The organism is Aquimarina litoralis (genome assembly GCF_019295435.1).
GTDB lineage: Bacteria > Bacteroidota > Bacteroidia > Flavobacteriales > Flavobacteriaceae > Aquimarina > Aquimarina litoralis_A.
In genome coordinates, this window is the sequence record NZ_WEKL01000109.1 from 25,683 (window position 1) to 52,644 (window position 26,962).

At 32.9% G+C, this 26,962-nt stretch carries 25 protein-coding genes; 16 read left to right on the top strand and 9 right to left on the bottom strand.

The features are described 5' to 3' along the window. Positions 1–688: 688 nt before the first annotated feature. Together GBO31_RS24610 and GBO31_RS24615 are read left to right on the top strand one after the other, a co-directional pair. On the top strand, positions 689–2,029 hold the full coding sequence (locus GBO31_RS24610; RefSeq protein WP_219011292.1) for an RHS repeat domain-containing protein: 1,341 nt from the start codon (positions 689–691) through the stop codon (positions 2,027–2,029). Continuing rightward, entirely contained in the window at positions 1,983–2,618 is a 636-nt protein-coding gene (locus GBO31_RS24615) for a hypothetical protein (RefSeq protein ID WP_219011293.1), read from the top strand. The genes GBO31_RS24610 and GBO31_RS24615 overlap by 47 nt, the downstream gene beginning before the upstream one ends. Before the next feature lie 313 nt (positions 2,619–2,931). Here the strand turns inward: GBO31_RS24615 and GBO31_RS24620 are convergent, their stop codons facing one another. Then, positions 2,932–3,651 carry a LytR/AlgR family response regulator transcription factor gene (locus tag GBO31_RS24620; RefSeq protein ID WP_219011294.1) on the bottom strand — a complete coding sequence of 240 codons (720 nt, stop codon included), beginning with the start codon at positions 3,649–3,651 and terminating at the stop codon, positions 2,932–2,934. Between the two features lie 108 nt (positions 3,652–3,759). After that, the gene (locus GBO31_RS24625; protein ID WP_219011295.1) at positions 3,760–4,821 is read right to left on the bottom strand and encodes a sensor histidine kinase; all 1,062 of its coding nucleotides are present in this window, start codon (positions 4,819–4,821) and stop codon (positions 3,760–3,762) included. A gap of 252 nt (positions 4,822–5,073) precedes the next feature. Between GBO31_RS24625 and GBO31_RS24630 the strand changes: the two genes are divergently transcribed. Together GBO31_RS24630 and GBO31_RS24635 are read left to right on the top strand one after the other, a co-directional pair. Further along, complete coding sequence (locus tag GBO31_RS24630; RefSeq protein ID WP_219011296.1) at positions 5,074–7,470, top strand: TonB-dependent receptor domain-containing protein; 2,397 nt, start codon at positions 5,074–5,076, stop codon at positions 7,468–7,470. A gap of 200 nt (positions 7,471–7,670) precedes the next feature. Then, positions 7,671–8,087: a DUF4174 domain-containing protein gene (locus GBO31_RS24635; RefSeq protein ID WP_219011297.1), complete on the top strand. Its 417-nt coding sequence runs from the start codon at positions 7,671–7,673 to the stop codon at positions 8,085–8,087. A 204-nt stretch (positions 8,088–8,291) separates the two neighbouring features. Here the strand turns inward: GBO31_RS24635 and GBO31_RS24640 are convergent, their stop codons facing one another. The 3 genes from GBO31_RS24640 to GBO31_RS24650 are packed head-to-tail and all read right to left on the bottom strand — an operon-like array spanning position 8,292 to position 10,688. Continuing rightward, entirely contained in the window at positions 8,292–9,242 is a 951-nt protein-coding gene (locus GBO31_RS24640; protein WP_219011298.1) for a phosphoribosylaminoimidazolesuccinocarboxamide synthase, read from the bottom strand. A 50-nt stretch (positions 9,243–9,292) separates the two neighbouring features. Further along, on the bottom strand, positions 9,293–9,673 hold the full coding sequence (locus GBO31_RS24645) for a four helix bundle protein (RefSeq protein WP_219011299.1): 381 nt from the start codon (positions 9,671–9,673) through the stop codon (positions 9,293–9,295). 58 nt (positions 9,674–9,731) lie between these two features. Then, entirely contained in the window at positions 9,732–10,688 is a 957-nt protein-coding gene (locus GBO31_RS24650) for a PhoH family protein (RefSeq protein WP_219011300.1), read from the bottom strand. Positions 10,689–10,970: 282 nt separating this feature from the next. Here GBO31_RS24650 and GBO31_RS24655 point away from each other — a divergent pair, with 282 nt between their 5' ends. From GBO31_RS24655 to GBO31_RS24670, 4 genes are all read left to right on the top strand, one after another. Next, complete coding sequence (locus GBO31_RS24655) at positions 10,971–11,801, top strand: SAM hydrolase/SAM-dependent halogenase family protein (protein ID WP_219011301.1); 831 nt, start codon at positions 10,971–10,973, stop codon at positions 11,799–11,801. Positions 11,802–11,976: 175 nt separating this feature from the next. After that, positions 11,977–12,273: a putative quinol monooxygenase gene (locus GBO31_RS24660; RefSeq protein ID WP_219011302.1), complete on the top strand. Its 297-nt coding sequence runs from the start codon at positions 11,977–11,979 to the stop codon at positions 12,271–12,273. A 79-nt stretch (positions 12,274–12,352) separates the two neighbouring features. Then, complete coding sequence (gldG, locus tag GBO31_RS24665) at positions 12,353–14,752, top strand: gliding motility-associated ABC transporter substrate-binding protein GldG (protein ID WP_219011303.1); 2,400 nt, start codon at positions 12,353–12,355, stop codon at positions 14,750–14,752. A gap of 117 nt (positions 14,753–14,869) precedes the next feature. Next, complete coding sequence (locus GBO31_RS24670; protein ID WP_219011304.1) at positions 14,870–15,439, top strand: DUF1572 family protein; 570 nt, start codon at positions 14,870–14,872, stop codon at positions 15,437–15,439. A 16-nt stretch (positions 15,440–15,455) separates the two neighbouring features. Here GBO31_RS24670 and GBO31_RS24675 read toward each other — a convergent pair whose 3' ends face one another. Next, complete coding sequence (locus tag GBO31_RS24675) at positions 15,456–16,427, bottom strand: VPGUxxT family thioredoxin-like (seleno)protein, type 2 (RefSeq protein ID WP_219011305.1); 972 nt, start codon at positions 16,425–16,427, stop codon at positions 15,456–15,458. A 401-nt stretch (positions 16,428–16,828) separates the two neighbouring features. Between GBO31_RS24675 and dnaN the strand changes: the two genes are divergently transcribed. The 3 genes from dnaN to GBO31_RS24690 all read left to right on the top strand — a co-directional run bounded on the left by dnaN (position 16,829) and on the right by GBO31_RS24690 (position 19,484). Next, complete coding sequence (gene dnaN, locus GBO31_RS24680) at positions 16,829–17,947, top strand: DNA polymerase III subunit beta (protein WP_219011306.1); 1,119 nt, start codon at positions 16,829–16,831, stop codon at positions 17,945–17,947. Between the two features lie 96 nt (positions 17,948–18,043). Then, positions 18,044–18,613 carry a Crp/Fnr family transcriptional regulator gene (locus tag GBO31_RS24685; RefSeq protein ID WP_219011307.1) on the top strand — a complete coding sequence of 190 codons (570 nt, stop codon included), beginning with the start codon at positions 18,044–18,046 and terminating at the stop codon, positions 18,611–18,613. Between the two features lie 94 nt (positions 18,614–18,707). After that, entirely contained in the window at positions 18,708–19,484 is a 777-nt protein-coding gene (locus tag GBO31_RS24690; RefSeq protein ID WP_219011308.1) for a type 1 glutamine amidotransferase domain-containing protein, read from the top strand. A gap of 117 nt (positions 19,485–19,601) precedes the next feature. Here GBO31_RS24690 and GBO31_RS24695 read toward each other — a convergent pair whose 3' ends face one another. Beyond that, positions 19,602–21,809: an endonuclease gene (locus GBO31_RS24695; RefSeq protein ID WP_219011309.1), complete on the bottom strand. Its 2,208-nt coding sequence runs from the start codon at positions 21,807–21,809 to the stop codon at positions 19,602–19,604. 364 nt (positions 21,810–22,173) lie between these two features. Here GBO31_RS24695 and GBO31_RS24700 point away from each other — a divergent pair, with 364 nt between their 5' ends. From GBO31_RS24700 to GBO31_RS24720, 5 genes are all read left to right on the top strand, one after another. Then, on the top strand, positions 22,174–22,365 hold the full coding sequence (locus GBO31_RS24700) for a hypothetical protein (RefSeq protein WP_219011310.1): 192 nt from the start codon (positions 22,174–22,176) through the stop codon (positions 22,363–22,365). Between the two features lie 80 nt (positions 22,366–22,445). After that, complete coding sequence (locus tag GBO31_RS24705) at positions 22,446–22,649, top strand: hypothetical protein (RefSeq protein ID WP_219011311.1); 204 nt, start codon at positions 22,446–22,448, stop codon at positions 22,647–22,649. 220 nt (positions 22,650–22,869) lie between these two features. Then, positions 22,870–23,070 (top strand): hypothetical protein, encoded by a 201-nt coding sequence (locus GBO31_RS24710; RefSeq protein ID WP_219011312.1) that lies wholly within the window; start codon positions 22,870–22,872, stop codon positions 23,068–23,070. Between the two features lie 23 nt (positions 23,071–23,093). After that, positions 23,094–23,285, top strand: coding sequence for a hypothetical protein (locus tag GBO31_RS24715; protein ID WP_219011313.1), 192 nt, complete (start codon positions 23,094–23,096; stop codon positions 23,283–23,285). Between the two features lie 112 nt (positions 23,286–23,397). Beyond that, positions 23,398–23,541 (top strand): hypothetical protein, encoded by a 144-nt coding sequence (locus tag GBO31_RS24720; protein ID WP_219011314.1) that lies wholly within the window; start codon positions 23,398–23,400, stop codon positions 23,539–23,541. A gap of 18 nt (positions 23,542–23,559) precedes the next feature. Here GBO31_RS24720 and GBO31_RS24725 read toward each other — a convergent pair whose 3' ends face one another. Then, positions 23,560–24,747: an acetate/propionate family kinase gene (locus GBO31_RS24725; RefSeq protein ID WP_219011315.1), complete on the bottom strand. Its 1,188-nt coding sequence runs from the start codon at positions 24,745–24,747 to the stop codon at positions 23,560–23,562. 14 nt (positions 24,748–24,761) lie between these two features. Next, positions 24,762–26,855 carry a phosphate acetyltransferase gene (gene pta / locus GBO31_RS24730; protein ID WP_219011316.1) on the bottom strand — a complete coding sequence of 698 codons (2,094 nt, stop codon included), beginning with the start codon at positions 26,853–26,855 and terminating at the stop codon, positions 24,762–24,764. Positions 26,856–26,962: the final 107 nt, after the last annotated feature.

Below are 26,962 nucleotides of genomic sequence, written 5' to 3' on the forward strand. Positions count from 1 at the left end.
TGAATGTGGAACAACGAAATATTAATGGTATTGTTAAGGGAGCTGTGGAGTAATATAATAGATATAGAGAACAATATGGTGATGATAAAACATCAAAGAAGCCATATAAATACATTAAAAACACTTATTTGAATAAGTTTAGAGGAAATTAAAAATGAAAAAATACTTATTTTTATTTCAATAAATATATTAGCTTTATTTGCAGCATATGTAATGACTCCCCAATGTATACGTTGTACAGGAAATCAAGATTGCCCTCCTTGTATTGGGAAAGAAGAGAGTATTTTATTAATTATATTGCTAGTATTTGATATTTTTTATATTCTTAAATACTTTGTCATCCCAAGGCTTAAAAAAAGAAAATCAAATCCTAGCTAGTGCAATTGTATCGCTCCGGTTTACAAGGACTTCTCTATTAAGTTTGTAACTTCGTAGCAGTATAAAATAATACGAACCAGTTGCATTAATTTGTAGCTGGTTTTTACTATATCAAACTAAAGAATGATAAGATTCAAATTTTTAGGAGCATTTTTTATATTCTAGCTCTACGAAGTTTGTAACTTCGCATCAATAGTTATAAATAACACAAACCAGTTACATAAATTTGTAGCTGGTTTTTTATTAAATCAAACTAAAAATAAAATGTATATAATCCTTCGAAGTTGCAAACTTCGAAGAGCTAAATAATATGATTGTTGACCGTAATAAAGGAATTTCTAATATTAGTTATAATCATTTAAATTTACCTAACAGTATTGCCATTTCTAATACCGAAGGAACCGGAAATATTAGTTATATTTATGATGCCACTGGAGTAAAATTAAAAAAGATCGTATCAGAAAGTAGTTCTTTAACTACTGAGTATGCTGGTAACTATATTTATGAAAATGGACAGTTACAATTTATGAATACACCCGAAGGGTACATAGAACCTAATGGGAATGGAGGTTATGATTATATATATCAATATAAAGATCATTTAGGAAATATCAGACTATCCTATTCTGATAAAAATAAAGATGGAGATATTGATGTCATTCCTGGATCTGCTTCTAATGAGATTTTAGAAGAAAATAATTATTATCCGTTTGGACTCGAACATAAAGGGTACAATGACCTAATTATATCTGAGCATATGTATGGGTTTGGAGGGAAAGAAAAACAATCTGAACTTAATCTAGAATGGCTTGATTTCCATGCTAGAAATTATGATCCAGCATTAGGTAGATGGATGAGTATTGATCCCCATGCCGATAATTACCATAATAATTCACCCTACGCTTATGCTCTAAATAATCCCTTATATTTTGTTGACCCAGATGGTAAAGACAATATTGTATATTTAGTTCTACTTGAATCTGCTGATAGGGATCAAATTAATTCAATTATAGAAGCTACTAATTCAAGGTTCAAAGATTTAGGTCTGAAAACTACGATACAAATATATGAAGGCGAAGAGATGTTTGATAGTAGAAACCTAGATTCTACAGATTCGTTTGGTTTAGTAGGGACTACTGAAGAAATTTCAACATTACTTGAAGAAAATCCCGATAATTTTAGAGGTATCTCAAATGAGTCGATTTCAAACATAAAGAATCCAGATAATATTGAATTGGCTGATAGAAGTAATAATGGATCTGGAACAGGTTTCCTTCTTAAGACAGATAGACTTGAAGAAGCCGCATCTAAATTTAAAACTACAGAAAATAATATTGCATCATGGACCATGATGCATGCTTTAGGACATAATGCAGGTAATGGACATGATCCTACAGACAAAGCAATAATGGCCTCTGGTGGAGTAGTAGGAAATACGGTAAGTCCAGGGTATTGGGCATCTGCATATGGTGGACGTATTACTGGAAAATTAAGTGGGGTCTCAAGTTTTAAAGATATATTTAAACCAAGTTTAAATACTACTTATGGAGCATTGATTAAAAGCAGAATGGGAAATAATACACCAAAAAATAATTATAACAAAAATGATAAATCAAGAATCGGCCCAAGAAAGAAGAACGGAAGTTTTTAAGGATTTTGTATACAAACTTAGCTTATTAGCTTTAATATCTATTTTGTATTTTTCTTGTGCTCAAGAGAAAAACTTAAAACAATTAGATTTCTATGGAACTGTAATAAATGTCCCAAACTATTTAATTACTGATGAAAAGAAAACTAAAACAAAATCTTGTGAGAGAAATTATTATCTAAAGAGTAAAAAGGGTACAATTAGTGTTAGTTTTGAATTATGTAATTATGCTTACAAAGAGAGACCTAATTTTGATTTATTGAATAGATATTTCGAGCAAGGTGTTGAAGTGATGAAAAATGAATTTTCAAACTTTAATTTGATAAATAAAGAGTCTTACAATAAAAAAGAAGAGTTTTATGAATTCACTTATGAGTTCACTGATGATGGAAAGTTTTACAGAACTACACGATTTGCATATGAAAATTTCTATATTGGTGTTAAGATTGAAGGAAAAGGCAAAAAGGAAGTATACAATTTAAGTAAATATTTAGAGATCATGAAAAATGATAAATTTTTAAGTAATATTAAAATTACCGATAGTGATAAAAATAGCACATGTCTTAGTTGTTTCTTTCCTTCACCCTGGTAATAAATAACAGAATCCAGCTACATGAATTTGTAGCTGGTTTTTTATTAAATCAAACTAAAAAAAAACATGTATATAATCCTTCGAAGTTGCAAACTTCTATGAGCTAAGAGCTAAATCTAGTTTTGTTAAACAACCGCTCTACTAAGTTTGTAACTTCGCAGCAATAATCATCAATATATAATGCAAACCGGTTACATGAATTTGTAACTGGTTTTTTATTAAATCAAACTAAAAATAACATCTATATAATCCTTCGAAGTTACAAACTTCGAAGAGCTAAAGCTAGTTTTGTTAAACACCTTTTTCTTACACTCTAAAACATCAAAGCTTTGATTTTATCAGCATATCCCCTACTTACATTTACTTTCTCATTATTAAATAGCACTAGTTGATAACTCTTACCATATTTGCTGACTTCCTGAATCTTTGATAATTGAACAATTGTACTACGATGTACACGTAAAAATTGCTTGGTATCTAATTTTTCTTCCAATACACTAATCCCATGATTACTTATAAATGTATCCGTTTCCGTATGTAGTTTTGAGTAATCTCCATAAGCTTCAATATGATAAATATCCTCAATTGCCAAGGTTACATATTTTGCTCCTTTTTGCACGATGATACGTTCTGGATACTCATTTTTTTGAGCAATATGTTCTTCTGCTAAAGGAATTATTTTTTTTACTTCGCTTATTCGGGTAATAGCGGCATCAAAGCGTTCTTTGGTATACGGTTTTAACAAATAATCTACTGCATGTACTTCAAAAGCTTTTAACGCATATTGATCATAGGCCGTACTAAAAACAATTTGTGGAAGCTCCTCTAAATGTTCCAGTACATCAAAACCAGTCATACCTGGCATTTGAATATCCATAAAAACAAGATCCGGTTTAAACTCGTTGATCATCTTGATAGCATCAACTCCATTGTTAGCTTCACCCAATAATACTAAATCTTTATAGGGTTCTAAATATTCTTTAATCAAAGTACGACCAGACTTTTCGTCATCTACAATAATTACTTTTTTCATTCGTAAAGCGTTATTCTAAAAATTAGTTCAGCATCTATTTTTATGAAACTTTTTGGATTCCAGATCCCGTCTGGAATGACAAATAGTACGATCAAATTTGTGAAATTCCTAAATACTAAATTGTACTACCAATCCTCTAGGTTGATTATCCGACAAGAAAAGCCCTGAGTTGTACATCTTTTCTAATCGCTTTTGAGTATTACTTAATCCAATACCTGTATCCATCACGGTTGCTTTATCCTTAACGCCTATACCGGTATCTTTAATCTCAAATAAAAGTTTCCCTCTCTCTTCTTCTTTTATAGTAATCGTAACACTACCTCCTTCAGTTAAAGGTGAAATCCCATGTTTAACAGAATTTTCTACTAAAGGTTGTAACAACATCGGTGGAATTTCTCTGTTTAACAGCTCTTTATCAACATCCATACGCACTTGCAAACGATCTTCAAAACGTTTTTGTTCAAGATCCAAATATTTGCGAACAAAGTCCAATTCATCCTTCAACGGAACCATATCTTCTCTACTAGCTCTAAGCTGATACCTAAAAAGATCTGATAAATCTGCTATCATCTCACGAGTACCTTCCATTTCTTTAGGAATACTGGCATTAATGGTATTAAATACATTGTATAAAAAGTGAGGGTTTAATTGCGCTTTGATAGCACTAAGTTCACTCTTTAATGCTACATTTTTTAATTCAATTTCATATCGAATTTTACGTTGATTACTGATATAAGATTCGTAAGCGTGAAACATTGAAAACTGAATAAGATAAATCAAGGTAGGAATATAAATATCCCATTTTTCGGGATCTCCTTGTAAATGAAGCATCCCAAATTGATCACACACCCAATAATATCCTTTCCATGCCATCAGAATAAAAAAAGGCAAAGTAACTAAGTGTAATAGTAAACGATACTGAAGTTTCCATTCTTTAAAAACTCTAAAAATTAACATCCATATGACTAAAGTAGCGATAAGCATCATAGTATATTGCAATCCCGCACTATCAAACCATTCCCAAACACTGAATAATAGTTGTAAAGGATTGGGTTGATCCAAATAGGAAGTCCATAAGGTTAAACGATATACACCAGAAAGTAATAAATAACCTGCAATGACAGCTACAATTTCTCCCAACTTAATACCATATATTCTATTATTCCACATAACCGCTAGTCTTATGATTTATAATTCTAAATTACTATTTATCCGATATCTTACAAAAGTTATAGTAATAGCTATCGAATGATACATCGCTAAACTAATACGAAACGAATCCTTACCAAAGAATTAATCGACCAATGGTCCTATAACAAGTTAAATGGTCCAATGGCCATTCATCGACTCATAAGGCTACTCAACAGATTACTGTTTGGAAATGCAGCCAAAGTATTCACCTTTGAACCAAACAAAAAAATCATGAGAACATTCAAATACATTACCCTTTTACTAATGATGTGCCAAGTAAGCATCATGAACGCTCAAACTTTAAACGGAAAAGTTGTAGATCCTGGAAACAATCCAATACCTTATGCCAATGTCATTCTAAATGACACCAATCAAGAACTAGTAAAAGCTGGTATCACCGATGATGAAGGTAATTTTTCATTAGCTGTAAAACAAGATAACACATATCAATTAGTGATAAGTAGTTTAGGATTTACTACGTATACAAAAGAAATCACTACAAGAGGTGTAAATTATTTTATTGACACCATTATACTACAGGAAAGCGCTGAAGCGCTGGAAGAAGTAAAAGTGACTGCTAGAAAACCTATTGTTGCTGTAGAACCTGATAAAACGGTTTTTAATGTCTCTGAAACCATTACATCCTCTGGTAATAATAGTTTGGACTTATTGAGAAAAGCACCTGGAGTTCGAGTTGATAATAATGATAATATTATAGTCGAAGGTAAGAACGGAGTGCTTATTTATATTGATGATCGACAGAGTTTTTTGCAAGGTGATGATTTAACCGCTTTTTTACAATCATTACAAGCAGATGAAATCGAAAGTATTGAGATCATCACTCAACCTTCTTCAAGATATGATGCAGCAGGAAACGCAGGAATCATTAATATCAGATTAAAAAGTGAAAAAGGATTGGGTACGGTTGGTAGTTTTTCAAATACATTAACCTATGGAGATTTTCTTAGAAACAATGCTCAGATTGGAATTACTACTAAAACCAAAAAATGGAATTTTACTGCTAACTATAGTAATTTCACTGGTACATCTACAAGTTTTATTGACCTGTATCGGGTACAAGGAGATAATATCTTTGATGCAACTTCTGATTCTGAAAATGAAGTAACCAATCATAATATTCGCGGTTCAGCCGATTATATAATAAATAGCAAGAACACACTTGGCGGTTCAGTGAGTCTTTCATTAAGAGATGCTGAATCTACAACCAATTCCCGTACACCTATCATTCAAAGAGCTACTCGTGAAATTGATAGTATTCTTTTAGCTCCTAACAGCAATGAAAATGAAAGTTTAAATCTTAATACAAACTTTAACTATCGTTATAAGGATACCTTAGGAAGAAGTTTTATGGCAGATCTCAATTATGGGCGCTATGAGAGAGATCGTTTTAACAACCAACCGAATATTTACATCACACCAGATGGAACAGTATTAAATGAAAATATAACGGCACAAGATACTCCTATTGATATTGATATTTATGTAGGAAAAGTAGATTATGAACAAAAACTAGGGAAAGGAACCTTATCCTTAGGATCTAAATTATCATTCGTAAAAACTGATAATACTTTTGACTTTTTTACAGTAACAAATGGCGTAAGTATTCTTGATGAGAGCCGCAGTAATAACTTTGTATATGACGAAATGGTTACTGCTGGTTATGTCAATTATAATTTTGCCATTAATAAATGGAAAATACAAGCGGGACTGCGAATGGAAAATACACATTCTAAAGGAGACTTAACATCCACAGATCAAAATGAAAACAAAGTAGTTGAGCGAGATTATACAGATTGGTTTCCATCAGGAGGAATTACGTATCAAGCTTCACAAAATCATTCGTTAGCATTGATTTATAGTCGTCGAATCCAACGTCCAAACTATCAAGATCTAAATCCATTTGAATATCAATTAGACGAATTAAGTTTTCGAAGAGGAAACCCTTTCTTACAACCACAATACACAGATAATATTAAACTATCACATACCTATAAGTATACACTAACAACTAGTTTAAGTTACTCATACATCAATGACTTCTTTGCGCAGGTAACAGAAGCAGAAGGTAACAACAGAAACTTTATTAATACCCGTAATGTCGCAAATCAGGAGATCTATAACCTCAGTGTATCTTATCCTAGAAGAATTAATGATTGGTGGAATATATATGTGAGTGCTTATCTATATTATAGTAACTATAAAGCAACAGATCCTTCATTTATTCCTGTAGATCAAACAACGTACGGAGGTTACGCACAGAGTACTTTTAAACTTGGTAAAGGATTTACCTTTGAAGTAAGTGGTTGGTATAGTAGCCCATCTATTTGGGGAGGTACTTATGATATTGAATCACTCGGATCCCTAAATATCGGTTTGCAAAAAAAATGGGATAATTGGACAGTGAAAATAGCTGGTAATGATATCTTATATACAATACCATGGAAAGGAACCACACAATTTGGAGATCTTTTTATTGATGGTCGTGGTGGTAGTGATAGTAGAACGGTGCAACTTTATGTAAGCCATTCATTTGGTAACAAAGATGTAAAGGCAAAGAAACGTCGTAAATCTGCGATCGAAGACGAGCAAAATAGAATTAATAATTAATATCATTTGGTCATTCATCAATCAAAAACAAAAGCTGTGATATAGTTATCACGGCTTTTGTTTTTTTAATCTTCTAGTTATTCGATAACAATGTCAAATATATTTTGCAATCCTTATTTCTTGCTCTACGAAGTTTGCAACTTCGTTGTCAGATGCTGCGTTACGTCCTTTGTTTCCTTCTTTTTTTGTAATTTCATCTAATGAAAACTATCCTATCTTTCCTGTTACTATTACCACTTGTTTCCTATACTCAGGATTTAAAAGAACATCTATGGAAAGATCGATTGATTATAATACTCGCAGATTCCTATCAACATCCTAAACTGATCCAACAAATAAAGGAGTTTACAAATAAAACAGCAGCATTAACAGATAGAAAGTTGATTATATACCAAGTGATTCCTACTTCCTACTATAGAGGCATAAAGAAAAAAAACGAAATCAAAGACAATACTCTTTATATAAAATATAATCCTACTACTAGCTTTAAGATACTACTTATTGGATTAGATGGTGGTCGTAAACTAGAATCCACCAGAGTCATCCCTGCTTCTCAGATTTTTGATCAAATCGATCAAATGCCGATGCGAATGCAGGAGATCAAGTTGAAGAATTAATCGCTATTACACCTTTATATGTGGATTCCAGATCAGGTCTGGAATGACATAATTTATATTATTTAAACAACTTAAGAATGATCATTCAGACAAAGGTTGGAACAAAGCCCTTCGAAGTTGCAAACTTCGCAGAGCTAGGGTCAAAAGTCCCTCTTTCGAAGAGGGATTTAGGGAGATGTATTAACATCACTACTATTATAGTTATTATACCTTCAAATATTCCAACACATTCGCTTCTATCCTACTCTGTATATTAGAAACATCTGCTTTTTCGAAAGCAGCACCTGTAATATTTTCAAAAAGTTCGATATAACGATCAGATACCGAAGTGATATACTCCTCTGACATTTCAGGAATCTGTTGTCCTTCTTTTCCTTGAAAACCATTACTAATCAACCATTGTCTTACAAACTCTTTAGACAATTGTTTTTGTGGTTCCCCATTGGCTTGTCGCTCTTCATATCCTTCTGCATAAAAATAACGAGAGGAATCTGGCGTATGAATCTCATCGATCAATACAATTTTCCCATCTTTAGTTTTTCCAAATTCATATTTGGTATCTACCAAAATCAACCCTCTTTCGGCAGCAATCTCAGTTCCTCGTTGGAATAATTTTCGAGTATAATCTTCCAATACCAAATAATCTTCTTCTGAAACAATCCCTTTTGCTAAAATCTCTTCTCTAGAAATATCCTCATCGTGCTCTCCATTATCTGCTTTGGTAGAAGGTGTTATAATAGGTTCTGGGAACTTATCATTTTCTTTCATTCCTTCCGGCATAGGAACACCACACAATAGTCTTTTTCCAGCTTTATATTCTCTGGCCGCATGACCAGATTGATACCCTCTAATTACCATTTCAACCTTAAAAGGCTCACACAAATGTCCAACGGCTACATTTGGATCTGGAGTAGCAATCAACCAATTAGGCACCAAATCTTCGGTAGCTTTCATCATTTGCGTTGCAATCTGATTCAGGATTTGTCCTTTAAACGGTATTCCTTTTGGCATCACCACATCAAAAGCTGATAAACGATCTGTAGCAATCATTACCAATAGCTCATCATTAATATTGTAAACTTCTCGTACTTTTCCTTTATATACTGATTGCTGACCCGGAAAATTATATTCTGTATTTGTTATGGTATTTTTCATTTTGTATTCGTATTGGAGAATTTGAATTTTAGTGTTATAAGTTTATTACACTATTTCTCCATTTGCTTTAATTTTAAATGTCTTTTAAAAGAGGTAATCATTTTGGATATTTCAGTGATATCTCCTCTATTCAATTCATCTTGTTCTTTTGTAATAAAACCTCTTAATCTTGCCTTTGTACTGCAAACGATACATTCATGCGCACTATCCCAAGCATTTTGTAAGTGTTTATTAAATTGATCTTTGGAACTGGCTGAACCTTCGGCTATATGTAAAGCGATGGCATCAGCCGCCTTTATAAATTGGAATGATAATCGATTGGCTTCTTCTTTTGGAAATGTTTGAATTTGTTCATTTACAGATTCACCAAATTCAATAGCTTTATTATAAATAATTAAGTCTTCGAACTTAAAATGATATATACTTTTCAACGTACTACTTTTTAATTCAGAATTATATGCTACAATGCTACATATACAAACCTACTATCTAACCATTTCGGTTTTCGATTTCTTTATAGGCAGCAATTACCTTCTTCACCAACTTATGGCGGATCACATCTTTGTCATCTAAATGAATAATCCCGATCCCTGAGATTCCTTTTAGCACTAATAAAGCTTCTTTTAATCCAGAGGTCACTCTTCGTGGTAAATCGATTTGTCCAGGATCTCCAGTAATCATAAACTTAGCATTCTTACCCATACGTGTTAAAAACATTTTCATCTGGGCATGCGTTGTGTTTTGGGCTTCATCCAAAATTACAAAGGCATTATCCAACGTACGACCACGCATAAATGCCATTGGAGCAATTTGTATCACTCCCTTTTCGATAAAACTTTCCAGTTTTTCTGCAGGAATCATATCACGTAATGCATCGTATAAAGGCTGCATATAAGGATCTAATTTTTCTTTCAAATCTCCTGGTAAAAACCCAAGATTTTCTCCTGCTTCTACAGCTGGCCTTGTCAATATAATTCTACGAACTTGTTTTTCTTTTAGTGCTTTTACCGCTAACGCTACTCCAGTATAAGTTTTACCAGTTCCTGCTGGACCAATAGCAAAAACCATATCATTTTTATTCGTCAACTCCACCAACTTTCGCTGATTAGCTGTTTGAGCTTTGATCAATCTACCACCTACTCCATGTACCAAGGTTTCACCACTTCCAACAGAAGTTTCATAATCGGCTTTACTATCACTAGTGAGTACACGCTCAATGACATTTTCATCCAGTTTATTGTACTTTCCGAAATGTTCTAAAAGCATATTCAGGCGCATATCAAATTCTTCTAGCATATCTTCATCGCCGTACACCTTCAGTTTACTTCCGCGAGCTACGATTTTAAGCTTCGGAAAATATTTCTTTAATAGTTGAATATTACTGTTCTGGAGTCCGAAAAACTCTCTTGGATTGATTTCTGTTAGTTYAATAATAAGTTCGTTCAAAAGCTATAGTAATTTTAGTATGATTTGTTTTTTGGATTGACTAAGTTTGTGCTCCCAATCGCTATTGGGATTATTTGAAGTTTTTGTCGGGGAATCAAAAATGAAAAAGATAATACAAGCTTAATTTTAGTACTGATCATATAGAATAATAGTGGTCGAATATGATAAACTCGTAGGTTTTTATTAATAGATTTCTCGATTCAAAAAAACTTTGAATAACTTAATAGCAAATTTACATATTTTTAAGCGCTTATAATCAAAAGATATTAACAATTCTTATCGATGCCAATAATAACTTTAACTACTGATTTCGGAATCAAAGATCACTTTGTGTCTGCGGTTAAAGGGGCTATCTATACAGAATTGCCGGAAGCTACTATTGTTGACATTTCTCATGAAATCTCTCCTTTTCATATTACCGAAGCTGCTTATATCATTCAAAATGCATACAAGAGTTTTCCTAAAGGTAGTATTCATATTGTAGGGATTGATAGCGAACTTAATCCCGAAAATAAGCATATCGCAGTTTTATTAGATGACCATTATTTTATCTGTGCAAACAATGGTTTGATTTCGTTAATCGCTTCTGAATTTAGACCTGCAAAAATTGTAGAAATTAATATTCACGATGCGATTGGAACTAATTTTCCAGTTTTGGATGTATTTGTAGCAGTAGCTTGTCATATTGCTCGTGGCGGTACTTTAGAAGTTATCGGGAAACCGATTACGGAGATCAAAATGATCAAAGGAATCACACCAATTGTGAATCTTGGCGACAAACAGATTGTAGGGAGTATTATCTATATTGATAATTATGGCAACCTTATCACCAATATTACACGCAAACTTTTTGAAGATGTTGGTAAAGGACGTAGCTTCAAAATAACTGCTAGAAGTGCTGTATTCAGTAAAATTTATGAGCGTTATAGTGATGCCATTAATTTTGAAGTAGAAAAAAGTAAGCGGGAAGAAGATGGAAAAAAATTAGCCGTTTTTAATTCTTCTGGATATCTAGAACTTGCCATTTATAAAAGTAACCCCAAAACTGTAGGCGGTGCTTCTAGCCTATTTGGATTATATTTTAGAGATACTGTTAGTATTACCTTTGAATAAGATGTATTACAAATTCTGAATATTTTATTATAACAATGGCGTTCGAGCGGGCTATCCGTTATATCCTTTTTCTTCGGCCTTTTAATTTCATACAAATACCTATTCAGAAAAAAGGATGCCACTGCTATCCCTAACGCAAAAACTTTGTAGCTTTGCTCATCCAGTTATATAAAAAATGATCATACGCATTGTAAAATTAGGTTTCGTACCAGAACAGATAGACGCCTTTCTAGAAAATTTTGAAAAAAATAAACATAAGATTAGAAATTTTGATGGTTGTAAACACTTGAAACTGATAAGAGATATTCATCAAACCAATCAATTTTTTACGTATAGTCATTGGGAATCTGAAGATCATCTCAATAACTATCGAAACTCTGCGTTATTCAAAGATATTTGGGCAAATACCAAAAGTAAGTTTAATCAAAAACCAGAAGCTTGGAGCGTGGAAAAAATTGAAGAATTATTGTAGTCCTAAGGTTTAGTGATCGATACAAACAAAATCATTATTTTCACCATCTAATAAGTCACAAAAAAGATACTACCAGCATATGCTTGCAGTCATAAGAAAAGAAATCAATACATTTTTTGCATCCTCAGTAGGATATTTAGTAATCGGTTTATTTTTAATTCTTAACGGTCTTTTTCTGTGGGTATTCAAAGGGCAGTTCAATATTTTAGATAGTGGTTTTGCCAATTTATCTCCTTTCTTTTTAATTGCTCCCTGGATTTTACTATTCTTAATTCCAGCAATTACTATGCGTAGTATTGCTGAAGAAAAAAAACAAGGAACTTTAGAACTACTAGTAACCAAACCTATAAAAAACTGGCAATTAGCCCTTGGAAAATATTTTGGTAGCTTAGCACTGATTACTGTCGCCTTACTGCCAAGTCTACTGTATGTTATCACTGTATATCAGTTAGGATCACCTGTCGGAAATTTAGATAGCGGTAGCACTATTGGATCCTATATTGCCTTATTACTATTGGGAGCAGCCTATACTGCCATAGGCATCTTTGCTTCTTCTCTTACAAACAATCAGATTGTTTCCTTTTTAATCAGTTTATTCCTTTGTTTCCTATTCTATTTTGGATTTAGTGGATTGGCTAATTATCAATTATTTGGAGCTGCTGATTATACTATTGAACAAATTGGAATTCAGTTACATTATGAACGTATAAGTCAAGGAATTATAGATACCAGAGACGTTATTTATTTTCTTAGTATCATTGGAATTTTTATATTTCTGACTGCCATTATTCTAAAGAAACTCCCTAAAAAAATCATTCTAAAATTTGCCTCTTTTGCTACCATTGCCATTTTTATTATCAATCTTTTAGGGTCTTCATTTTACCAACGTTTTGACCTAACAGCAGATCAACGTTTTACGCTTTCAGATGCAACCAAAAATCTATTAGAAGAAGCTGAAGTACCTATATCTATTGATGTACTATTAGATGGTGATTTTCCTTCAGAGTTTAGACGATTACAAAATGAAACCAAACAAATTTTAGAAGAGTTCAATTCAATTAATCCAAAAATTCAATACGTTTTTACCAATCCTATAGAAGAGGAAGAATTCCGAAAAGAAACGCTCGAAGAATTACAACGACTTGGATTGACTCCTATGGAAGTGAGTGTACAGGAAAGTGGAAAAACGGAAATTGAGACAGTAGTTCCTTGGGCAATTATGAACTACCAAAACCGTAGTGTAAAAGTGGCCTTGGTAAAAAACACCATTGGTGCTACAACCGAAGAAAGAGTAAACAACTCCATACAGCAGTTAGAATACGTTTTTGCAGATGCTCTTAAAAAATTAATTCATCCTAAAAAACATAAAATAGCTGTTCTTAAAGGAAATGGACAGTTACCAGATGTAAAGATTGCTGATTTTATCAAAACGCTGCAAGAATATTATTTTGTTGGAGCATTTACTGTAGACTCCGTTGCTGCTAATCCAACCAAAACTTTAGAGGATTTGCAAAAGTTTGATAAGATCATCAATGCAAAACCTACTGAAGCGTTTTCTGAAAAAGAAAAATACGTATTAGATCAATTTATTATGGATGGTGGTAAATCTTTATGGATGGTTGAATCTGTAGCTATGGAAATTGATAGTCTATTCAAACCGCAATCCAAAGGATCGGCTATTGCCTTTATGCAAGATTTACGATTGGGAGATGCCTTTTTTTCTTATGGTGTTCGTATCAATCCTGTTTTGGTAAATGATCTATATTCTGCACCATTGATGTTAGCTTCAGGAGAAGGAAACAACACCCAGTTTACACCGCATCCTTGGTTTTATGCCTCGCTAACTAAGAGTACTAGTGATCATCCGATTGTAAAAAATATTGAGTCTGTAAAATTTGAGTTCTCTAACCAGATTGATACACTAAAAAACGGAGTTCAAAAAACCATTTTATTAACGAGTTCTGAACGTTCCAAACTTGATGGAATTCCAACTGAAATAAAATTAGATAATATCATAGGGCAGAAACCCGATATAGAAACTTATACAGAAGGAAAACACAATTTGGCAGTTTTATTGGAAGGAAGCTTTAAGTCTACTTATAAAGATAGAGTGAAACCTTTTTCATTAGCTACTGATAAAGATCAAAGTGATCCTACAAAAATGGTAGTAATTGCTGATGGCGACGTTATCAAAAATGGTATCCGAAAAGGAAGACCCATCACTTTAGGATATGATCCTTACTTAAATTTACAATACGGAAACAAGGAATTCCTCTTAAATACCGTAAACTATTTATTAGATGATTCTGGATTGACCGAAGTAAGAGGGAAAGAAATCAATATTGCTTTCTTAAATATCGAAAAAGTAGTAGATACCAGAACGTTTTGGCAAGTTGTAAACATTGTTGTTCCATTACTAATGCTCGGACTTTTTAGCTTTCTATTCTCTTGGCTTAGAAAAAGAAAATATACTAAGTAGTTTTATTAGTTTTCAGATATAAAAAAGTATTACTGTCTTCAAATGCAATAGTCATAGATTTATGCAAATCTGGACAATTTCTGATGATAATTCCTTATATTATTACAAATTGATATCATGGACACAGTATCTTATCTAGAAGGTGTAAAAARGCAGTTTTTATACTATAAATCGCTTGGCGAAAAAACCATCGATCAAGTTGCCGATGATAATTTATTTTGGCAATATAATGACGATAGTAATAGCATTGCTATTATTGTAAAACATCTTTGGGGAAATATGAAATCCAGATGGACAGATTTTTTAACAACAGATGGAGAAAAAGAATGGCGCGCTAGAGATCAGGAATTTGAAAATGACATACAGTCTAAAGAAGAATTGTTAACAAAGTGGAATGAAGGATGGAAATGTTTATTCACTGCCTTGGATAGTGTAAATGAAACGAATTTTCATCAACACATATACATTCGAAACATCGAACATTCCATTACCGAAGCGATCAATAGACAATTAGCGCATTACTCATATCACGTGGGACAAATTGTATTTATTGGAAAAATGATAAGCGACAAACCCTGGGAATCTCTTTCCATTGCCAAAGGAAAATCTACATCGTATAATGAAAAACGTTTTGCACAACCTAAGCATAGAGCCCATTATACCGATAAGCTAATGGATTATGAATAGAAAGATACTACCATCTCTAGATAGCACTCATTTCTTTAGCTTTTTTATGCCAAGCTTTTGTGAAATCAGTACTAAATAGGATCTCGCTAGTACTATGAATCTTTTTAAACCATTTTTTTTGCGTAGGACTTAAAAATTGTTCTGTAGATCGACCATCGCCAAGAGCACTGTTTATTTTTGTTTTCTGAAGTTCGGTAAGTGGTATATATATAAATTTTGTTTGTTGTAGATAGTAATGAATATCCTTTGGTGAAGAACGATAAGACTTTTTATTTTCCATCAAACTCATACCACTATTTTTTGCATAGTTATCTAACTCTTTCTTTGTAATTTCCTTTGAATCATAAGTAACTTCTACAACTTCTCGGTAGTCGATAAAACCGGATTCTGTACTCAATACTGCAGGTAGTCTTCCTAATTCTTTTTCGCCACTCCAGAAACAAGACATTTTATAATAAGCTTTGTTGGTATTAGTAGCTAACAATTCTTTTTCTAGTAAATTAATGTACTCAGGAATCACCTTTCCTTTAGTTTCAATTGCCTCTTTCATGCTTTGCACTAATCTAATTGCAGAATAGTCATTTCCGATTCGGTTGACTACATTTTGGCCTGTATGATCCACAATACGAACCACAGGATTATTCCAACTAGGCTCTTTATATTTTCTGAGTATTTCAGCATCTTTACCACCTTTATTATTAAATATTGCCAAGGCTACAAATGAGTTTTCTATAGCTTCTACCATAAGTGGATGACTCAAAACATTATGCCCGTAATTCCGACAAGTACTACATCCTGGAACTTCCTGAAATAAGATAAGTACATCTTTATTTTCCTTTTTGGCAAGCTTCAAGGCGGTATCATAATCGCGTAACCAAGCTACCTTTCCCAATTCTTCACTTTGATTATATCCGTTTGTGGTTTGCTGAGCAAAAAGTAATGGTCCTATAAGCAATAAGAAAAGTGAATACTGAAATTTAACTGACATAAGTATACGGTAAAAATTGTTGCTTATTGGTCGTATTTATTTTGAAAACCTAACATTATTTTATTTAGTCAAAAAAGCCTTCTTCATCACTATTAAAGACTTTTAGGTTGTTTATTTCGTAAAACTTCAAAAGTATCCCACACTTCTATTAGAAAAGAAAATGATTTTCAATATAATAGCTGCAAAAGAAAAATACGTCTTTAGTATATGATCATAGAATTTCTAATCTAGAATTTGTGCATAAAAGGAATCTTTAATTGGACATAGTCAATAACTCCTAGTCGTTTGTTAATAACTAACGTTTTTGCAATACCTACAAGCTTGTAGATTACAATTATATTTGCGTTAGCCATTTTTATAATGACCACTGCAAAACAGTATTAATCTTAAAAATTAAACGGGTGAAATTCATAGTTTCCAGTTCGTATTTATTAAAACAACTTCAAGTATTAGGTGGAGTTATCAATAACAGCAATACTTTACCAATTCTAGATAATTTTTTATTTGAATTAGATAATAACTCTTTAACTGTTTCAGCTTCTGATTTAGAAACTACGATGTCTGCTAAGTTAGAAGTAGAATCTGGAGATGAAGGAATTATTGCTGTTCCTGCAAAATTGCTTTTAGAAACACTTAAAACATTTCCAGAACAACCACTTACATTCGTTGTTGGAGATAACAATACTATAGAAATAAGTTCTAATCACGGTAAGTATGCTTTGGCATATGCCGATGGAGAGGAATTTCCTAAAGCGGTAGAATTAGAAGATCCTAGTGCTACCAATATTATGGGTGATATTCTTTCTACCGCCATTAGTAAAACTATTTTTGCCACAGGTAATGATGACTTAAGACCGGTGATGAGTGGTGTATTTTTTCAGTTTTCAACAGAGAGTTTGACTTTTGTAGCAACAGATGCTCACAAATTAGTAAAGTATTCTCGTGAGGATGTAAAAGCCTCTCAGTCTGCTGAGTTCATTATGCCTAAGAAACCATTAAATCTTTTAAAAGGTATTTTGGCTGGAAGTGATACAGATGTATTGATAGAATATAATGAATCTAATGCGAAATTTACTTTTGATGAAACACAATTGATTTGTAGACTAATCGATGGTAAGTATCCAAATTATGAGGCTGTAATACCAAAAGAGAATCCAAATAAATTAAGTATTGCACGTACGCAATTTTTGAATTCTGTACGTAGGGTTTCTATATTCTCTAATAAAACAACGCACCAGATCAGATTAAAAATCGCTGGAGCAGAATTAAATATTTCTGCAGAGGATATCGACTACTCTAATAAAGCAGAAGAACGTCTTACGTGTGACTACCAAGGAGATGATATGCAAATAGGTTTTAATTCTCGTTTCTTAAGTGAGATGCTAAATAACTTGAATGCAGATGATGTACAATTAGAAATGTCATTACCAAACAGAGCAGGAATCCTAACTCCTACCGATGGATTGGATGAAGGAGAAAGTGTAACCATGCTTGTAATGCCAGTAATGCTAAACAATTAAGATTTTTAAAATCAATATAAAATGAAAGTCCGATTATGATTAATGATCGGGCTTTTTTTATGTATTTTGAATAGTATCTCAAGAATCTAATGTTATATGAATCTAGAAAACATCTTTAAAGGATATAGTTTAAGCCAAGAACATCAAAGAATTATTGGTGATAAACTTAAACCAATTACAATCACCAAAGGTGAGAGCTTACTATTTCCTGGAGATACTACCTTTTATCAGTATTATGTGGTTCATGGATGTCTACGATCTTATTTTACAGATACAGCCGCTAAAGAACATACCATCCAGTTTGCTATCACTGATTGGTGGATTAGTGACTACACCTCTTTTTTTAAAAAGGAAAAAGCAATTCTTCAGATAGAATGTCTTCAGGATGCAACACTATTACAACTATCCAGAGACGATATGAACCAAATTTGTCAATCCATTCCTGGAATAGAAGAATATTTTAGATTTAAAACAGAATCCTATATTGGTTCTTTCCAGAGAAGAATCATTGGGGACCTATCCAAAACCGCAAAAGAACAATACCTTGACTTTGTAAACACCTATCCTAATATAGAACAGTTAGTAAAGAATTATCATATTGCTTCTTATCTAGGAATCACCTCTGAAAGTCTTAGTAGAATACGAAAAGAAATTGCTCGAAATTAAATATATTTCTTAACATACATCATTTTTTTAGTTTCAGTTGTACAGTAATTTTGAAGAAAAAAAATAATAACAACAATTTAAAAATATACTGGCAATGAGAAAGCTTGTTCATTTAATCATAGCTACACTAGTATTCATTTCCTGTGGAAAAAACAATAATGATAAAAACATAACTAAAAAAACAGATAACATGAAAAAGGTTTTATTCGTATTAACAAGTCATGATGAATTAGGAAATTCAGGAGAAAAAACAGGATTTTGGGTAGAAGAGTTTGCTGCTCCATATTATTTTCTACAAGATAAAGGCGTAGCAATTACTATTGCTTCTCCAAAAGGAGGACAACCACCTATCGACCCTAAAAGTGAGCTTCCTGATTTTGAAACAGAGGCTACCAAAAGGTTCAATCAAGATACTGAAACCCAAGAAAAATTAAAAAACACTATTCCTCTTTCAGAAATCAAAGCCGAAGATTATGACGCTATTTTTTATCCAGGAGGTCATGGCCCACTATGGGATTTAGCGATTGACAAAAATTCAATCGAATTAATTGAAACTTTTTACAATCAAAATAAACCGGTTGCTGCTGTATGTCATGCACCTGCAATTTTCAAAAACACTACAACCTCTGATGGGCAACCTTTAGTAAAAGGTAAAAAAGTAACAGGATTTTCTAATTCTGAAGAAGCAGCAGTTCAACTTACAGATATCGTACCGTTTCTAGTAGAAGATATGTTAAATAACAATGGAGGTATTTATTCTAAAGGTGATGACTGGAGTCCGTATGCGTTAGAAGATGGATTGTTGATCACAGGTCAAAATCCGGCATCATCTGAATTGGTTGCCGAAAAATTATTACACCAACTACAGTAATATTCAACTCAACTCTATACATACCGGATCAAAGTATATCGTATACAGATCAAAAAAATAACCTCTACTTTTCCAAAAAAGAAATGTAGAGGTTATAACACCTAAAAAATTATATTTTTATTCCTTCATGAACTTTTTAACTAATTGCTGTTTTCCACTGGTTAGTTTAATAAAATAAACACCCGAAGCCATTTGATGAAGTGAAATTGGTTCTTTAGTAATCACTCCTGATTTTAATACTTGTCCTGTATAACTTATGATCTCATAAGTTCCAGAAGTAGCTTTTTGCAATTGTATCGTTAATGTTTCTTTTACAGGATTTGGATAAAAACTAAAATCCAACACATCGAACTCATTCTTCGTTATTTCTGTATTTATTAAATTTCTTGATGAACCTCCTACGCAAAAACTATTACTCTCTTGAGAGCCAAAAGAACCTCCTGAAGCAAGCGTACCACCACTAGCATCAGTTAAAGCATAAGAGCCATTACCATAGCTACAGCAAATACCATCTCCATAAGTATCATACATAATTAGAGTGTAACAACCATTATCTAATGTTCTTGATAAATTAATAGTAGATCCATCAGCTTGAGATCCATAAGTCCCTCCAGAAAACACAATCTGGTTACTATCATTTCTTATTTCCCAGCTAGTTTCTTCAGGATAATTATCAAATGTGATACGTAAATTTACATCACTTGTTGTGGAACCTCCACCTGTATTTCCAGAGGTAGAAAAATTAATCGCATCTATAGCCATATCTCCTTGCCATGTAGTTCCTGTTACCCCATTAAAACGCAGTTGTACTCTTTCACCTAAATAATCTTCTAAATTTACGGAAGCAGTTTTCCAAGAATTCCCTTGATTTCCCGATAGATTCCAAATCGTTGTCCAACTTGTTCCATTAAGACTAGCCTCTAAAGAAAGACTTCCCATATTGGATGCTCCATACATATGATATTTAAATGTAAAAGTAGCCTGACTAGCATTTCTAATATCAAAACAAGGAGAATACAATATTGCTCTTTTATTCGAATAGTTAGGTGTAGAAGATTCCATATATAAATAATAAGACCCTTCACTTGCAGAACTTGGTCCTGTACCAGATGAAGGTGTTCCTCCAGAACGTGTTGCCCAATTAAAATCATCTCCAGAGCCCGCTTGTCTCCATTGACCTATGGTATTTTCAAAACCTTCAGCATAAGGAAAATTTGTAACATCAGAACTACATAAAGTATTTCCTCCTCCAGAATTGCTTTCTGTTGTTACATTAATAGCAGCACTCAATCCAGATACATTGCCTGCAGCATCTTTGGCTCTTACTGTAAAACTATATGTAGTGGCTGGAGATAAACCAGTAACAGTATAACTGGTATTTGAAGTTGTACTCAGTAAAGCGCCATTTCTATATACATCATATCCTGTAACAGCAACATTATCTGAAGAGGTGTTCCAAGATAGTTGTGTTGNTGAGGTAGTTGTATTTACAGACGTTAATCCATTAGGAACACTTGGCGATTCTGTATCGCTCCCAGAATTTCCAAAACGATCTTCAGCTTGTGGTCCTCCCCAAATCTGCGTTGCAAATGCTGGATTATCAATAAATGGATTTCTGTTCCCTTGTAAATTTTCTATGATTGGATTTCTTTGCAATTCCAATTGAGATACTGGATCTTCAGCATTCCATTCCAGGAATAACTGGATCATATTTGTATCATTCGATACTGCTGTACCTACTCCAACATTTGAAGGTAAACATCGGTTTCCATATCGTATGTACATAAACATCATCATTCGAGCAACATCCCCTTTAAATTCATCACCTGGATACCAATATCCCTGAGAAGTAACTCCTGAATTACCAGAACCATCTGCAAATTTTCTATTTCCTCTATTCGAATTTCTTTGTACATCTGCAGGTCTTAAATGATGCGCATCCGAACCAGGTCCTGTACTTCCTAGATTTGGATTTCCTAATGATCTTGGATACACATGTTCTCTATTCCAATCTGTAGAGCCTCCTCCATTGTTATTTACACCTCTGGTTCTATCCGTAGTAGAATTACCATCTGTATCACTAAATCCATAAATTAAAATCACTCTTGAGGAGTTCGAAGGATCCAAATCTGTTTGTTGTAACGCATCCCATACTCCAGGTGTATATGATAATACTGTAGTTTGGGTATTAGTTACTTTGGAAGCTAATTCATTTTTTAAAGATTGACCTGACAGGGAAAGATTCACATCATTATAATATGATGGAATTTGACCAAAACTAGCAATAGTGCAACCCATTGCTAATAATAGTAATAGCTTTTTCATTTTTGTGTGTTGTGAGTTAGTTTTATAGTTTTAAACCGTTCCGAAACTATAACTATTTTGTTAAAATTACCATAGGTATATGTTATCAAATCATTATCCAACATGTTGATAATCTTATATTTACCTCAACAATAAAGCACAACCACCTCTTAATCAGATACTTATTAAAAAAAGAGGTTGTTAATAAGTTGTTTCCTACGAACGACTATAGGTAAAGTCGTTCAAATATTTTAAGTACTGTATTCAACAAATAAAAATGTTACAAATTTTATAAAAAAACCACAATAGATTAAGGTGTTTCACACATCCTAAAAAGGGAATTTTCAGTTATTTTTAAGGAAATTAACTTAAAAACATCTTACACATGAAAAAAATCTTAGAATTAAACGGAATCCAAAAATTAACTAAAGGAGAACAAAGATCTATTAAAGGAGCTTGGGGGAACGTTTCGTGTTGCTCATCTGGAAGAGGTTGTCAGATTAGTTTCCCTGGAGGAAGCTTTTGTGAGCCTGGTTATTGCGATCCTTATAGCTGGGGAAGATGTATTCTTTACTAAATCTAATTTAGTTTGATACATTATTTAATTAGCTTATCGTTCGTTTTAGAACGTTTATCATTATCTAAAATTTATACAAAATGAAAAAAATCTTAGAATTAAACGGAATTCAAAAATTAAGTAAAGCACAACAGAGATCTATAAAAGGTTCAATGGCAAGTATCACTTGTTGCAATCCAAGTCCAATTACTGGAAGTGGAAACAGATGCAGAATAAGTTTTCCTGGTGGAAGTTTTTGCGAACCTGGAAGATGTACACGATTTGGAGGTTGTATCCTCTACTAAATAAATCAAATCTATTACAAAAAGAGATCTTCAAACAGATCTCTTTTTTTATTATCTATTTGCTATAAAAAACAATGTTAATCCACAGATTTACAGCAATTCAGCACACCTTGTAACATCAATTAAGTTCTTTAAATTTATAAATATCAAGTACCCTATTTTGTTTTTACCTCTATTTGGTAAGTATCTTAGAACAACGAATAACTTTAAATACTTACACATGAAAAAAATTTTAAACCTTGAGGGGATTCAAAAATTGAGCAAAAGCCAACAAAGATCCATAAAAGGTGCGGGAACAATTATTAGCTGTTGCAGTAATAATCCTTTTGGTACCGGTAACAGATGTCGTATAACGTATGGAAATTTCAGCTTTTGTGAACCAGGAAGATGTACTGGTAACGGAGGTTGTATTCTGTATTAAAAATCAACTTAAATATTTACACAATGAAGAAAATTTTAAATCTCGAAGGAATTCAGAAACTTACAAAAAAAGATCAAGAACAAATTACAGGTGCTTGGAATAGACGATTTGTATTCTGTGGACCTCCAGGACAATGTTGTACTACATTTATTGGAGGACCAACTATTTGTGATTTTGGGTATTGTCAACCAAATGGGACATGTATTTGGGCATAATATAAAAATCAAAAAAATAGAGGCAAACTTATCCAAGTTTGCCTTTTGTTATATTTAAAAATCCATCCTAATACTTTTTTATTACTTTTATAAAGTAATTTAATTTTAAACTATGAAATCAATATTAGATATTATTCCGGTTCAAAAACTCAATAAGCAACAGCAGCAGCAGATTACTGGGGGATTAGCTGGAGTGCCTCATGCTCCTTGTGGTGGTCCTGATAATAATACCTCTTTTGGTTACTGTGAACCATAATGGTAATTAATTGTTTCGTTAGTTTGAAAATAATTGAAAGGATTGTTTTGCTATTTCCAACTCCTCGTTAGTAGGTATAACCAAAACTTTAACTTTTGTATTATCAATACTGATATCTCTAATTTCCTTAGATCGTATTTTATTTTTTTCCTGATCCAATTGGATTCCCATATATTCTAATTCTTTACAGACTAGTGCTCTCATAAAGTCTGAATTCTCTCCAATTCCCGCAGTAAAAACAATGGCATCTATTCCATTCATAGCGGCAGCGTATGCTCCTATAAATTTTTTAATCCTATAAGCATTCATTTGTAATGCTTGCTGACAATCTAAATCACCTCTTTCAGCTTCGGATTCGATATCTCGTAAATCACTATAGCCTGTCAATCCAAGCATCCCGCTTTCTTTTTGTAAGAGCGAATTAACTTGATCCAAAGAATACCCAAGTGTATTTACTAAATAAAAAATAACTGCTGGATCAATGTCTCCTGATCTTGTTCCCATGATTAATCCGTTCATTGGAGCAAATCCAAGTGTATGATCTATACTTTTCCCATCTTTCACAGCGGTCATACTACAACCGTTCCCTAGATGAATAGTAATAATTTTTGAATTTTGCTTATTCAAAAACGCTACTGCTTTTTCTGAAACGTATTTATGACTTGTTCCATGAAATCCATACACCCTTATATCATGCTTTTCTAGAAAAGTATTAGGAATAGCATATTTGTATGCCTCAATAGGCATTGTCTGATGAAATGCTGTGTCGAAAACGGCTACTTGTTTTGCATCCATAAAAATCTCCTCTGACACTAAAATACCTTGTAAATTAGCTGGATTGTGTAGCGGTGCTAGTGTAGAGAGCTTCTCAATTTCCTGTTTTACTTCTGCTGTAATTTCAACAGTTTTAGCAAAAGTGCTTCCTCCATGTACTACTCTATGACCAACAACTTCAATTTCTGAAGCTTTGGAGACGACACCTTTTTCAGTATCTAATAGATAAGAAGCGATTAATTCTAATCCTATTTTATGATTAGGAATTTCTTCCTCCTTTTCTATTTCTAAAGTATCAGTCGTATACTTTATTTTGGCACTTTCTAAGCCAATACGTTCTACCATCCCAGAACAGATAACTTCTTCTGAAGACATATTGAACAATTGAAACTTAATGGATGAACTACCGGAGTTTAATACTAAAATTCTCATATACTATGCTGATTTTATAATCCTTGTGCCTGGATGGCAGTTATAATTACCGTATTGTAAACATCGTCGACTGTACATCCTCTACTCAAATCATTTACAGGTTTATTAAGCCCTTGAAGCATTGGTCCAATAGCAAGAGCTCCTGTTTCTCTTTGCACAGCTTTATATGTGTTATTTCCTGTGTTAAGGTCAGGAAAAATTAAAACACTTGCTTGTCCTGCTACTTCAGAATTAGGAAGTTTGCTTTGTCCTACTCGCATATCCACAGCAGCGTCATATTGTATCGGTCCTTCTATTTTTAATTCAGGATGTTTCTCTTTTACAATTTTCGTCGCTTCTCTTACTGTTTCTACATCTTCACCTTTTCCAGATGTTCCAGAAGAATACGATAACATTGCCACTTTAGGCTCTATTCCAAATGCAGCAGCAGATTGTGCAGAAGAAATTGCGATTTCCGCCAATTGTTCTGCATTTGGATTTGGATTAATAGCACAATCTCCAAAAACAGAAACCCTATCATCGAGACACATAAAGAAAACAGACGAAACTACTTTTACACCAGGTTTTGTTTTGATAAACTGTAATGCAGGTCGAATGGTATGCTGTGTTGTATGCACTGCTCCAGAAACCATTCCATCAGCATGACCTTTATAAATCATCATCGTTCCAAAATAGGATACATCAGCCATCATATCCTTTGCCATATCGAGATTTACATTTTTATGTTTTCTCAATTCATAAAAGGTCTGCACATAATCTTCAAAATGAGGAGATTCTATTGGTAGGATGATGTTTATTTTACTAAAATCTATCGGGATATCTAGTTTTGTTGCTTTGGTTTTGATCTTTTTTTCATCACCTATCAAAGTAATATCGACAACATTAGATGCTTGCAATCGGTAGGTAGCTCTCAAAATTCGTTCATCAGATCCTTCTGGTAAAACGATATGTTTTTTATTTTTTAAAGCACGTTTCAGGAGATTATACTGAAACATACTTGGTGTTAGACTATCCGATTCAAAAGTAATTAATGGATCTACTAATCGATCTTCATCCACATACTTTTCGAAAGTACTAATAGAAGTATTGATCTTTTGTAAATTATCAGCATATATTTTCGATCGTATAGCCCCTATCCTATTGGTAATAGAAAATGTTCCTTGAGGTACAGATATAATTGGTACAGAAAGTGAGACTCCTTCTATCAATTTCAAAATCGGTTCTTCAGGAATAATTCCACCAGTAAGAATAATAGCAGAGATTTTAGGATAATTATCAGAAATATCAGCTTGCAAAACTCCTAAAATAATATCTGCTCGATCTCCTGGAGTAATTACCAAACTATTTTCTTTTAAATGCGTAAGATAATTACGTAACTGCATGGCTCCAACTCCAAAACTTCCAGCCTGATTATTTAAAAATTCTTTCCCAAATAGTACCTTTCCTTCTAGCTCTCTAACGATCTCTTTGATGGTAGGATTGATCAAAGACCCTATTTTAGGAATTACAATTTTCTCAATTTCATTTTCAAAATCCTTTTCTAATTTCGCCTTTAGTTCCTCTTCACATCCCTCAACTACTTTATTGGCAACTATAGCTAGTACTTCGGCATCTTTACTCGTAAAGGTATCATAAGCTAATTTAAGATTCCCGGAAATTTCATCTTTGGTTTTATCTACGCCACTTGCAACAATTATAGAAGGGATTCCTAAGTTTTTTGCAATGATAACATTAATATCAAATTCAATGATGCTTCCTTCATCCGAAAAATCTGTCCCTTCAACTAGAATAAAATCAAACTTTTCTTCTAAATATTTATATTTTTCGATGATCCCATCAATAATAGCGCCTGACCTACCTTGATTATATTTTTGTAATACCTCACTTCTTGTGAAAGCATAGGCATTTTTGAAATTGATATCTAATTCAAAATGGGATATTACAGTATTGATATGATTATCGATCTCTCCTTCCTTAAGATCATCTATGATGGGTCTAAAATATCCTACTCTAGCTACTTTACCCAGTAGCATTCTCATTAGACCTAAAACGACAATGGACTTACCACTATTAGGTTCTATAGTAGCAATATAAACGGCTTTACTCATGTATATAAATTTGGTACTGCAAAGATATGGTAATACTACCAAAGTTTTACACCTTTTCTGCAAGCTAGCATGTCGTATTCTAAGGTACCTGAAAACATTAACTATTT